The organism is Halobellus inordinatus, assembly GCF_024464655.1.
GTDB classification, from domain to species: domain Archaea; phylum Halobacteriota; class Halobacteria; order Halobacteriales; family Haloferacaceae; genus Haloquadratum; species Haloquadratum inordinatus.
Genome location: NZ_JANHAV010000015.1, coordinates 1 through 11,899 on the forward strand (window position 1 = coordinate 1; position 11,899 = coordinate 11,899).

Consider the following 11,899-nt stretch of genomic DNA (forward strand, 5'->3'; position numbering starts at 1 on the left):
CACAGCCCGGAGTCTACCTGTTCGATACAACTACGGGTGCGTTCCACCCACAAGAGCAGGCAGACTGCAAACCCTAATATCCCAACGCTCGGGATTCACCCCGCCTTCAGGCGGGTGAGGATGTCAACCCCGCTTCCGAATGCGAGAGACCACGGTTTGTTAGTCGAGGACGTGAAAAATAGGAGTAAGAATGATCGAGCAGTTCCTCGGTGACGATGTCGAATCCTCCGGACAGTATCTCGCAGAAGTGATCTATGGCGCCAACGATGGTATCGTTACGACCTTCGCTGTGGTCTCGGGCGTTGCCGGGGCGGCATTGAACCCTTCGATCGTGCTGATCCTCGGTGCAGCGAATCTGTTCGCCGACGGATTCTCGATGGGAATGAGCAACTACCTCAGTCGTCAGTCGGAACTCGATTACCAGCGATCCGTTCGAAAGGACGGGCGAGATCCACCCGAAGAGTTGGCCGACGGCAAGTCGCCTATACGCACGGCGTTCGTCACGTTTCTCGCGTTCGTCATTGCTGGCTGGGCGCCTCTGCTTCCGTACATCCTCGAAGTGATGCCGACATTTCCCCTCTCGATCGCCTTCACTGGGTTCGCATTCTTCGCCGTGGGGGCGAGTCGAAGTCTCGTGACCAGCCGGCGCTGGTTCGTGAACGGGGCGGAGATGTTCGTCGTCGGAATGGCCGCCGCAATTGTCGCCTACACCGTCGGAAACCTCCTCGGCGGTCTCGCCTGAAGCTCCACTCGAAGTGTCGGTGGATTCTCATAGCTTAGATTCGACGGTTGAACGCCAATCGTTTTCCCGGCCACCCCCTTCGATTGAGTTGTATCGATCGCCGAGCACGTCGCACCGGCCGTGTGCACAGATAGCAACGTATGCCACTCGCTCAACTCCTCGAACAGTACGTCAGTCTCGGTATCTTCGTCCTCGCTGCAGGTCTGAGTGTACTCAGCTTCCTGGCGTGGCGACGGGAACGTGACGGCCGTATGCGAATCGTCACGCTCGGGTATGCGATGTTCGCCGTCTACGGACTCATCGTGTTTCTCGAGTATCCGTTGCTCCCGTATTTCCCCTACGCCACGCTCGAATTGCTTGAACACGGGAGTGCAATCCTGATCCTCGGTGGCCTCCTGGCGTTCTTCGTCGCTTTGACGCGAGACTGAGCAATGTCGGACCCGGATCTCGAATTGGCCTCTCGGCGGGAAATCTACCAGCGGATAGCCGATACGCCCGGAATTCACTTTCGCGCGCTCCTCGACGATCTTGAGTACGCACAAGGGACGCTCCAGTACCAGCTCAGGTGGCTCGCCGATGAGGACCTGATCGACGTCTCGGACGACGGCAAGTACACGCGGTACTATCCGGCTGCCGAGTTCGACGAAGCCGATCGAACAGTGATGAACGCGCTGCGCCGGGAATACAGTCGCCGCATCCTCGCACATCTTCTCACGGACGGTCCGCTCTCGACAACCGAACTCAGCGACCGCCTCAACAAGGCGCAATCGACCGTCTCGTGGCATCTTTCGAAGCTCGCCGAGGCTGACCTCGTCACGAAAGAACGCGACGGCCGAAGTGTGGTCTACGAGGTCAGAGATCCCGATCGCGTCAAGTACCTCTACACGGTTCACCGGCGCTCGTTCACAGACAAAGTCGTCGACCGTATCCTAGGCCTCTGGGACAGCTACTAACCCGGGGTCGCGTTCGACGGAATCCCTCGAAGCACCAACAGACGCAACAGGAGCACGTATACGAGAAACGCCACTGAGGGTCCCAGCAGAGGACGGGTGAGCCCCGTCAGGTCAGTCCCGATCGCTGCGGCGTGGATCGTCCCGAACGCGAACCCAGCATATGCGAATGAGTGGACGACGCGTGGCCCCCACGGTCGCTGGAAGCGTTTTGCGTCAGTGAAGCCCAGGACTGCGACGACGAGCATAAGCAGTGCTCCCGCACCCACGGCGACGCCACCGAGGAAGTACGGCATCGAGTATGCCGGCGCTGGAACCTGTCCGGTGACGACGAACCACGCATCAAGGACACCGAGTCCCGCGTGTAGCAACGTGACGATCATCGCGAACACGGATAGTTCGATATGGATTCGTTGAGCGGCCTCGTGGAGCACGCCGAACGACTCCGTGTTGTAGAGGATCCCCGTGAGAACTGCCAGATACAACGCCGGATACGTCACGAGTGCGGCACCTCGGTCGAGGAGCCAGACGAGTTGTGACATTACGATGCTCCCGTCGTTTCGACGACATCGGGACAGCCGTCCGCGTCCTGGAACCCGTTCGTCGTTTCCGGTCGTGTCGGACACTTGTCGGCGGAGTCGTTGATTCTATCACCATCGTAATCGGCTGGGGCCTGTCGCGTCGAAACGGTCTGATCGACGAGGTCGCTTTGTTTTTGTTCGGTCGCTTGGGCGGCACGCACGTCTCCGATCTGCCAGATGACAGGGACAGCTACCACTAAGACGATGATCGCCACGACGGTGATTCGTTGCTTATGTGTCCAGGACATGTGTCTCAAACCCTTCTGTCGGATGAAAGACGCCGTCGTGGACGATGAGTGCCTCCAGTCCCTCCCACTCCGATGCTAATTCGCGTGCCTTGGCAAGTGGGAGTGCCGCGAGGGTCGTCGCCAGGGCGTCGGCTTCCATACAGTCTCGGCGCGCCACGACGGTGACCGATTCATGCCGAGAGCCGAGCGATTCGGCGGTCGGATCGTAGATGTGGTCAGTGCCGTTTCGCGACCGTCGGTATCCGCCGGATGTTGCGACGTACCAGTCCGTGTCGAGGACCTTCAGTGGTGTGTCGTCGCCGTACGGGCTCTCGATGGCGACCGGGCCCGTCGGCGGAGACATATCCCCACCTCCACTGACGAACCCACGTCGACCAACACCGCCGAGTGCCTCGCTGGCCCGGTCAACGATGTACCCTTTGGCGAGGCCATTGAGGTCAAGTTCGACGTCGGTAGTGACGTGCGACCCGCTGGTCCGGACAATTCCGGTATCAAACTCTCTTGATGGTGTTTCGCTGTCACCGCGCAGGAACGTTTTGAGGTCGTGTTCGATACGTCCCTGATGAATATCGAACACCCCGTCGGTCCGGTCGTTGTATTCGATCCCACGGCGGACGATACGGGCGATATGTTCGTTCACGACCTCTCCTTCACGGTTGAGCTGGCTGACGGCACTCGCCTCATCGAAGGCATTCAGTTGTACTTCGAGTGATTCAGCCGTTTCTCGAGCCGCAGTCACCGCAGCGCCGGCCCGGATGCCTGTCGCCTGAATCCGAAACGTCGTGTCACAACAGCTAAACTCGCGGTGAGTGTCCCCGAACCGTTCGTACACCGATACGAGCGATCCCGTCATCTCGGTCACTCGTCCTCTTCGTATTCTTCTTCGTCGTCGTGTTCCTCTTCGTATTCTTCTTCGTCGTCTTCATCCGCGTCATCTTCTTCGTACTCCTCGTGTTCCTCATCCTCGTAGCCGGACTGGGTCTGGACTGCTGGAGTAAACTCCTGATTCGGCGTCGGCGCATCTGCAGCGACCTGTTGTGATGCGTCTGACACCGTCGATCCGGGTGAGTCAGTTTGCTCGCCAGCCTGCGTGAGGCCGCCACCGGGCAGAGCTAGGGCCCCGGCGACACCAGCTGTGAGGAGCGCACCTACGAGCGTGAAGGCGACGAGTTTGTTTTTCGGGACAGGAACGCGCATAATTAGCTGCCCCTCGGTTTAGAACCGCCATCCTTGACGTGTCGGTCGTTGCGTTCTGCCATTGCAAATAGAGGGTTGAGACAGCCTTAGTAAGTCGTTCGCGTCCAACCCTCGAATTTTCGTACAGCTATCGAATCGGTTCAGAGTGGGAGGTGGATTCTGAGGACCTCTGTGACTTCGTTATCGAGCAACTGGCACTACTGCCGAACACCTGTTTGCCCCTGCGTACGAAACGATTCGGCGGCTGTACGACGATTCGATAGATGGACGTGAACGAAGTTTTCGGCGCTGTATCTACAGGCGGAGCAGGCCGAGTGCCTTGCTTTTTCTGTAGATACAACTCCATCTCACTCCGTGAAACAAACACCGTGGCAACTCTTCTATGACACCCTGGGAAAACAGACAAAAGACGATGGATGATGACCATTCGATGACAGCCACCCGTCAACTGGCTGCCGACGACACGCGGGGCGATATTCGCGCGGGGGGAGCGAGAGCTGCTCGTTACTCGACGATGATCGCACCTCGCATCCCGAGCGTCTCGTGAGGATCACATCGGTAGCGATACGTACCGGATTTCTCGAAGGTGTGCGTGAACTGAACCCCTGACGTCGAGATCACGTTGTTGGTTCCGATGTCGTGAGACTCAAATACGACCGTATGGGGGCTATCCGCTGCCCACTGCCACTCGATGGTCGTACCGGTGCTGATCTTCATTACGGGCGGTGAGAACACGAACTGGTTTTTGCTGTCGGGCGCGCCAACCCTCACGGTCGTGGTATCGACGTTGGTGTGGTCGACGACTGTGCCGGTGAAGTTCGGCGCTCTGGCGACCCACTCGTCCACCTCCGGATAGTCGGTCGAGGGGACTTCCTCGACAATAACGGCGCCTTTCATCCCGTCTTCTCGTCGCGGTGCCGAAAAGAACGGATAGACGCCCGTCTCCTCGAAGATGTAGTGATAGCCAGTGCCTGCTTGCCCGTTCGCGTTTCCGCTATCGAACGTGCCGTCGACGGCGACGACGTTGTGTTCGCCACCGTGACCCGTCCAGTCCCAGCGAACGTTCGTCATCGGCCGCACGTGGATCACTGCGGGCGCGAACGCAATCCCACTGTCAACTGGCTCACCGACGGAAATCGTCGGCTGCACACCAGCACCGAACCGTTTCGGCGTGCCATCATATCCGTTCGCGTCGGCGAGCCACGAGTCTACTGACTGCACCGGCGTCGTGGAAGGAGGTTGTGTGTCCGTTGCCGGTGGAGACTCCGTGATGGTCGACTGCGCTTCTGTTTGTGGTGCTGATCCGTCAACTGTCGATAGACAGCCGGTCGTGCCGAGAAGACCTGCAAGGACGGTTCCTTTGAGATACAATCGTCGGGAGGGGGACCAGTTCATCGCACGCCTGAGTTTTCACGACGGAGGAAAGTACCACCCGTTCGAGGATCACAGACTGGTATTGAAAGCACATATTATTACCGGGGCGGGAATTTACTCAAAGTTGGGAAAAATTTGCCGAGACGCTACGGGCGATGTCGGCGACTACCGTACAATCGCCGTAAACACACGCCGTTCGACTTTCCGCAGGTGTTCACCGACCGTCGTAGGAGCGATCCCAAGGTGGTCAGCGATATCGTCGTGTGTCGCTTGCCGTGGCATCTCGTAGTATCCGATGTCGATTGCCACCTCAAGGACGTCTCGTTGTCGAGTCGTCAGTAGCCGCGTTAACGAATGCTGATCTGGGGTGTACGATCCCGTTTCGAGCACCTCTATCTGGAACGGCGCGTCGTCAGTCATCGAATTAAATAGTGTCTGTAAGGCGGATTCGTCTCCGAGATACGTGATCCGAAGCGAGCCGTCGGAATTGATCTGAATCGGCGTGTCGATGACGACCTCGGGGCGGTCCGCTCGTTTCATTAGCTGTTTCGTCGCTGGTGACAACTCGAAGTGGCTGACAGCCATCCACCGTTCGGATCCAGACACCAAGAAGTCGTGAACGTGCGGCGACTCCTGCATAATCTCGACATACGTAGCCTGGTCACCGCTTCCCTCTGCGAGCATCAATACGGTGCCGTCGTCGAGGAGTTCGACGTGATGGATCGCTTCGCGTGAGAACGATGGCGCTGCCCGAAGCGCGTCCCCGAGTGGGTGAAGCGTGTTCGAGCCCTCCGCCCCTGCACGGAGTGTGAGGTATCGCATTACCGACCGCAACGCCAGAGACACTTAAACAACTGTGCATAGACGGCAACAATTCTGGGAGTATGACGAGTCTATCGTGAAGTATGCAACGACGCGATGACACACCCCCAGTAGCCATCATTGGTGGTGGCATCTGTGGACTCACGACAGCACTCGCGCTCGAACGCCGTGGCCTCACTGTCGAAGTATACGAGGCAGCAGCCGAGTACCGACCGGTCGGAGCAGGGATTCTCCTCCAGACGAACGCGCTCGTGGCCTTCGAGATGCTCGACGTGGCTACGGAGATCCGTGAATCAGGAATGCCGCTTTCTGAGGTCCAGATCAGATCCCCGAACGGGCAGGTGTTGCAAGCGTTCGATCTCGACGCCGAGCAGGACGCGTTCGGACACCGGTACGTCGCGATCCACCGCGCCGAACTGCTCGACATCCTCCGTCGAAACACCGCGTCACCGATACACACCGGAAAGAGGTGCACGCAGGTGTCTGACCCGGCGAATCCGACAGTCCGCTTCGCCGACGGGACACAGATCGAGCCAGGAATCCTCGTTGGTACCGACGGGATCGACTCAACCGTACGCGACGCCGTCACAACAGCGTCGAAGCAGTCTCTGGGGACGACTGTCTTCCGAGCGGTCACCTCGGTATCGCTGTCCGAGCAGCACCGGACCACGGGATTCGAGGTCTGGGGGAACGGAACGTACACGGGCGGAGCACCCGTTGGACCGGACGAATTTTACTGGTTCGCGACGGCGCCTTCGGAGTTGTCGGCGACGGCTGCCGTCGACGATATCAGAGCTTTCTTCGCGGACTATCCTGCGCCAGTGCCAGCGGTCGGAGCCGCGGTAACGGCGGACGAACTCATCACGACTGACCTCGCTGACCTCCCGCCCCTGGACCAGTGGTCGCGGGGAGCGACGGTGCTCGCAGGTGATGCCGCGCACGGAATGTTGCCCTTCGCAGGTCAGGGGGCCGCACAGTCGATCGAAGACGCCCTCGCGCTCGCGGCTGCGCTCGGTTCACACACAAGCGTCGCTGATGCGTTTGCGGCATACGAGTGCGAGCGGATCAGTCGAGCAAACCGAGTCCGCACCGAGTCGCATCGACTTGGCCGGCTCGGAACGATGCAGTCGTCGTTCGCCTGTCGGCTTCGGAACACTGCGGTCGCGGCGCTGCCGGAAGCAGTATTCAAGCGCTTTCGACGTCGGCGAGTCGCTAACGCGTCGGTCTTTCCGGCTGAAGAACCGAGTGGAGCGCTGTCAGCGCCCGAAACGCCGGAGGAACGATCCGTATGACGAGCTCCTTGCGCCAGTCGTGCGCCATACGAGCTCATCCACCATTTGCCGTAGGTCAAACGGAAACTGTACCGTCCGACGAAAATATTCCCTCTCGATCCAGAATTTACCGATCGACGTATGCCCTCCAGTAACCGCCGAGCCGTCCTCGCAGCAATCGGTAGTGGGGTCGGTCTGAGCTTGGCCGGGTGCATTGGCCAGGAATCCACCAGCGACAACAGCTCTCCGTCTACAGCCGGGACGGCAGCCGGTACCGATATGATAGACACGGACGCAAAGTTATCTCTCCCGTCGGTCGTCACGCACGATGGGTTTCCTGACGGGGACGTCGTCCTCAAGCCGGACGGGAAAATCGTGCTGTTGAATTTCTTCACGACGTGGTGTCGGCCGTGTCAAGAAGAAATGCCGGCGTTCCGAAAATTGCGGTCGGAATACGACGCCGAGACGCTCCATATGGTGTCGATTACTCCAGAAGTAGACGAATCGCTCATCAAGCAGTTTTGGAGCGAATACGAGGGTACGTGGCCTGTCGTGAACGACCCAGGCCTCGTCGCGACTGATCAGTGGAACGCGAACAGCTACCCGACAAACCTCGTCTTCGATACTGATGGCACTCCAGCGACGGGCGAGCAACCAGAAGTCAGAGCACGGACGTTCGAAGAGTTCAACTCGATCATCGAGCCCCTGGTGGAGACGTGACGATGACGGGACTCGCTCTGCCGGCCCTGTTTGGACTCGCGTTTTCCGCAGGCGCCGCAACCTTCTTCGCCCCGTGTGCGTTTCCACTCCTTCCCGGGTACCTCTCGTATTTTCTGGGCGACACCGTCGCCAACGCCGATCGTGAGCATCGCGAATCGACGACGGAGTCGAGTACAATCGTAGCCCGGGTCCGCCGCCCGCTCGCTCGGGCGACCCTCCTGAGCGCACTCGCCGGGGCCGGGATGACAGTCGTATACCTCAGCCTCGCAGGGACAACTGCGTACTTCGGTGCGCAGGCTCTCTCGGACATTGCCGTGATGGAACTCGTCGTCGGGAGTGTGTTCCTCGTGGCCGGCGGACTGATGCTAACAGGGTGGAAGCCCTCTCAATCGATCGTCCAACTGCCGGAGCGAAAGCGATCTCTCAGTGGGTTCTTCGTTTTCGGCGCGCTGTACGCCTGCGCCGCCGCCGGGTGCACCGCGCCGCTATTCATCGCTGTCGTCCTTCAGGGTATCTCTGCGGGCCCAGTACTCGGTGTCGGACTCGCACTCACGTACGCGGTCGGAATGAGCGCTGTACTCGTCGCATTCACGTGCGTGACTGCGCTTGGTGGGTCGTCGATCACGACTGCCCTCAGGTCGCACACGCAGACGATCTACCGCCTTGCTGGTGCCCTCCTCGTCTGTTCTGGCGCCGCAGAGATCTACTACTACTTTTACGGATTTCCGGAGGTGCTCCCCCAATGAAACGGCGCGCTCTGACTGCTGTCTGTGTTTTCTGTCTGTTGCTCATCGCGGGGTGTGCTGCGCCGACAAACGCTCCACAGTCCGATGCTGCAGTAACTGCGAGTGATATGAGAGACGCGAGTGCAGTGATTCAAGCGCACACGACGACGCTTCAGTCGCAACCCTTCACTGCCCGGTCGACGACGACTGTTCGGGACGCTAACAGTACCTTCCACGTCACTATCAACCAAACCTGGAAGGTCGACTCACGACGGCCAGTACGGGCGCTCGCAGTCCGAACTTCGACGGCCACCGACAGTGCCCCAGCACGATATCAACAGGCACCGGATCGAATCACAGCGTGGCGACACGGAAACGATACGGCAGTTCGGGTTGAATCCAGAAACAAAACTGACATTCGACAGGTGAAGTTGCTCAACTCTTCGGTCCGGCTCAATAGGGCCCTCCACCGGCAACTCCTCTATAAATACAGCACACGCCGGAACGCGACCGTCGAGACCCTCTCCCGGAACGGTACCACCTTCTACCGTGTGCAGGCGAGCCTAAACGACACCCATATCGCATCTAACGCTTCGATGACGCTTCTCGTTAATCAGGCGGGGTACGTCACGCGGATCGAAACGAGACAAACAGTCGCGTACCGCTCTGGCCCACGTGTGATTACGAGAACAGTTCGGTTTGACCGAATCGGTACGACGACGGTTACATCTCCCTCGTGGGCGGAGCGTACTCGCGATTGACATCCTCCCCGCGCTAAACGAGGCTTTCGCCTCGAATTTTCCGTAATGTCTGGTCCTGCCGAAATGCCGAGACCGGGACTCCCACGCTAACGCCGGCGACAACGCCAATATCGACGCCAACGTCAACACCAGTTCCTGATGGTGGCTCAGCGGACGATGCGCTGCGTGTCGCCGAGATCCACGCCGGCGCCGAAGGGAACGATCACGAGAATCTTTCGCGCCGAAATTTCGCTCCCAACGTCGGTGAGATGGTCGGAGTCCCCGCCCTCGGTCTGCGCAGAGTGCTGTCACCGCTATGGGACTATCCCAATTCGATTCCGTATGGGGTATCTGGGGCCTCTGGGAACCCATCGTACGGCTCCATTCCCTCGTGACAGCAATTCCACGCACGCATCTCTGCGACGAATCGAAAGACCTCCTTGTCAATCGGGATGTGCTTTTCTCCGTTGTCGAATGTCGTTATCGGCACGTCGAACTCCGAGTCATCTGTCTTGTGGACCGTAGAACAGGTTGTACACATAGCGCGCCAGCCTCGACCAACAAGAACACCGTCTTCGAATGTTTTGAGCTCTCTCGAATTTTGTACTATGTCGTGGAAATGGTAATCCACCATCCATTTTGAGAATTCGTGTGTTCTCAATATTACTTCTGTGGTGGCAGATGGGGGTTGCACTACAATCTCCAGTCGGTGACCGAACCGATGGTTGCTGGCTAAATCTGTTATCAGCCCGCTCTGTCTCAGAGAAAGAATCATACAGCCCCGCTGTCAGGCCTTCGTATGCCTACGGATCGTCTCCGCAGTATCGTCCCGATGTTCGGCGGCGGGACGCGCTACGTCGAAACGCTCGATGCGATTCTCGAATTCGTCGACGCCCACCACCCCACAACGGACGAACTCATCGGCTGGCACCGCGGCGCGTTCGCGAACGTCTCCAGCCGCGATTCGATTATGCGGCGCGTCAGCTATCTCCAGCAGGTCGGGTTCCTCCACCAAGTCAACCACCACTGGGAACTCGACGACGCCGGCCGCGAGTACACTCGACAGGACGATACCGCGACGCTCCTCCGGATTATGTGCGACCGGAATGTCGGCTTGCGGAGCCTCCTCTATGCGCTCTCTGCGGGTCCGATGACGCTCGCCGAGATTAGCAAGCAGCAGTTGCAGACGCATCCCGAACTGGGCTGGAGCCCTGGGCAGACCGATATGGCCCGCCAGCGCGTGAACTGGCTCCAGAGTATGGGCCTGATCGAGAAGCGCGACGGTGCATACGCGCTGACCGACGAGGGGCGCGCGTTTGTCGAGGACGCGGTCGAGGACTGGGCTGATTCCGACTGGACGCCGCAGATCGACGACGACGAGATGACCGCCGCGACGTATCAGACCACCACCTGCGCTCGCGTCGTTGACCCGGAGTTTCGCGCGACCGTGCTCTCGCAGTACGATCGAAGGTGTCCGATCTCCGGCGTCGATCATCCCGGCCTGATCGACGTGGCGCACGTCCTCCCGTGGAGCGACTACCCGAAGCACCGCGCGGATCTAGAAAACGTCCTCCCGCTGAGCAAGACGCACCACGCCGCCTTCGACCGCGGGCTGTTCACCATCGATCAGGACTATCGCCTCCTCGTGAACCCCGAATTCGAGACTGAGAGTGCGCATCTCCAGCGAACGATTCTCGATCGAGCCGGCGAGCGTGTGCCCCGCGTCGACGGGAGCGTCGATCCCGACTATATCACGCAGCACAATGCGGCGCTAGAGTGGGTGTAAGTGCTCCAGGAGCGGAATACTGGAATCCCGTTCCCGACGGTTGAATTCGATGTCAGCGACAACTGATGTTAATTGACTGTTTCTCCGATGTACTCCAGCGGAGGTACTGCGTCTGGGTCCCAGAGTCGATAGACGCCACCGTGGTCGGGGAGCGTCCGTACTGGACGATCACGGACGACGAGGAACGGCTCCAATCTGCCTACCGGCTCCACCGACACTACGAGACTGCAGACGAACAGTACGGTGAGGAGCGTCTTGAGGACCTCCAGACCGACGAGATGGAAAAAGTACAGTGACTGCGTTCGAGGACTTGGAACGTGGCGACATCGTCTGGGCGAGTGACCCACTCTCGGATAAAGGTCGCCCGATGCTCATTCTGGGAGCGCCTCAACTCCCGAACCACGGTACCCAACTCAGGCCTGCTGAAGCCGATCCGCGATGATTTCGAGGGCCTCCCAGAGAACACCGACCGGCGCCGTCGCTACAAGCGATACTCAGTACTTCACAAAGCCGGTTAGTTGAGACGTCTGCTTGCTGACGGTGTGTCCAATACCCAGCAAGCAGACGGTGAAATCCACGAGGACCAGCTCCTTAACTTCCTCGTCAACACGCTTGACGAGGAAGTAGGGCTCAGCCTCGGTAGCAACGCAGAAATCGATACTGAAGACATCTACGAGGTCCTCGTCGGCGCCTGCGCCGACGGGACCTCAATCTCCGAACTCTGTGAATCCAGTGACGACTCA

At 59.2% G+C, this 11,899-nt stretch carries 13 protein-coding genes and 3 pseudogenes; 10 read left to right on the forward strand and 6 right to left on the reverse strand.

The annotated features are described in order from the left end of the window. The first annotated feature begins 190 nt into the window (after nt 1-190). The 3 genes from NO347_RS16865 (at nt 191) to NO347_RS16875 (ending at nt 1,695) form a co-directional block, all read left to right on the forward strand. Entirely contained in the window at nt 191-742 is a 552-nt protein-coding gene (locus NO347_RS16865; protein WP_256290874.1) for a VIT1/CCC1 transporter family protein, read from the forward strand. 140 nt (nt 743-882) lie between these two features. After that, nucleotides 883-1,170, forward strand: coding sequence for a hypothetical protein (locus tag NO347_RS16870; protein ID WP_256290875.1), 288 nt, complete (start codon nt 883-885; stop codon nt 1,168-1,170). A 3-nt stretch (nt 1,171-1,173) separates the two neighbouring features. Further along, complete coding sequence (locus NO347_RS16875) at nt 1,174-1,695, forward strand: winged helix-turn-helix transcriptional regulator (RefSeq protein WP_256290876.1); 522 nt, start codon at nt 1,174-1,176, stop codon at nt 1,693-1,695. On the opposite strand, the gene NO347_RS16880 is transcribed toward NO347_RS16875, so the two are convergent. The 6 genes from NO347_RS16880 to NO347_RS16905 form a co-directional block, all read right to left on the reverse strand. Further along, nucleotides 1,692-2,234: a ferric reductase-like transmembrane domain-containing protein gene (locus NO347_RS16880; RefSeq protein WP_256290877.1), complete on the reverse strand. Its 543-nt coding sequence runs from the start codon at nt 2,232-2,234 to the stop codon at nt 1,692-1,694. The two genes, NO347_RS16875 and NO347_RS16880, sit on opposite strands and share 4 nt — an antisense overlap. Next, a complete protein-coding gene (locus tag NO347_RS16885; RefSeq protein ID WP_256290878.1) occupies nt 2,234-2,521 on the reverse strand; it encodes a hypothetical protein in 288 nt (95 codons plus the stop codon). The genes NO347_RS16880 and NO347_RS16885 overlap by 1 nt, the downstream gene beginning before the upstream one ends. Beyond that, nucleotides 2,505-3,374, reverse strand: a complete 870-nt coding sequence (locus tag NO347_RS16890; protein WP_256290880.1) for an FAD:protein FMN transferase — start codon at nt 3,372-3,374, stop codon at nt 2,505-2,507. Before NO347_RS16890 ends, NO347_RS16885 begins: the two co-directional genes overlap by 17 nt. 5 nt (nt 3,375-3,379) lie before the next feature. After that, the gene (locus NO347_RS16895; protein WP_256290881.1) at nt 3,380-3,718 is read right to left on the reverse strand and encodes a hypothetical protein; all 339 of its coding nucleotides are present in this window, start codon (nt 3,716-3,718) and stop codon (nt 3,380-3,382) included. Nucleotides 3,719-4,222: 504 nt separating this feature from the next. Further along, entirely contained in the window at nt 4,223-4,939 is a 717-nt protein-coding gene (locus NO347_RS16900) for a halocyanin domain-containing protein (RefSeq protein WP_256290882.1), read from the reverse strand. A 318-nt stretch (nt 4,940-5,257) separates the two neighbouring features. After that, a complete protein-coding gene (locus NO347_RS16905; RefSeq protein WP_256290884.1) occupies nt 5,258-5,914 on the reverse strand; it encodes a helix-turn-helix domain-containing protein in 657 nt (218 codons plus the stop codon). Nucleotides 5,915-5,997: 83 nt separating this feature from the next. On the opposite strand from NO347_RS16905, the gene NO347_RS16910 reads away from it, so the two are divergent. The 7 genes and pseudogenes from NO347_RS16910 to NO347_RS16935 form a co-directional block, all read left to right on the forward strand. Then, on the forward strand, nt 5,998-7,206 hold the full coding sequence (locus NO347_RS16910) for an FAD-dependent monooxygenase (protein WP_256290885.1): 1,209 nt from the start codon (nt 5,998-6,000) through the stop codon (nt 7,204-7,206). Nucleotides 7,207-7,464: 258 nt separating this feature from the next. After that, a complete protein-coding gene (locus tag NO347_RS16915) occupies nt 7,465-7,905 on the forward strand; it encodes a TlpA family protein disulfide reductase (RefSeq protein WP_256290887.1) in 441 nt (146 codons plus the stop codon). A 2-nt stretch (nt 7,906-7,907) separates the two neighbouring features. Then, nucleotides 7,908-8,651 carry a cytochrome c biogenesis CcdA family protein gene (locus tag NO347_RS16920; RefSeq protein ID WP_256290888.1) on the forward strand — a complete coding sequence of 248 codons (744 nt, stop codon included), beginning with the start codon at nt 7,908-7,910 and terminating at the stop codon, nt 8,649-8,651. A 1,518-nt stretch (nt 8,652-10,169) separates the two neighbouring features. Further along, on the forward strand, nt 10,170-11,156 hold the full coding sequence (locus NO347_RS16925; protein ID WP_256290889.1) for an HNH endonuclease: 987 nt from the start codon (nt 10,170-10,172) through the stop codon (nt 11,154-11,156). A gap of 149 nt (nt 11,157-11,305) precedes the next feature. Beyond that, nucleotides 11,306-11,452 (forward strand): annotated as a pseudogene (locus NO347_RS16930) (MarR family transcriptional regulator); the annotation flags it as partial. Further along, nucleotides 11,449-11,571: pseudogene (locus tag NO347_RS17320) on the forward strand (PemK-like protein); the annotation flags it as partial. The pseudogenes NO347_RS16930 and NO347_RS17320, both read left to right, overlap by 4 nt. Before the next feature lie 127 nt (nt 11,572-11,698). Next, a pseudogene (locus NO347_RS16935) lies at nt 11,699-11,899 on the forward strand (ISH3 family transposase); the annotation flags it as partial.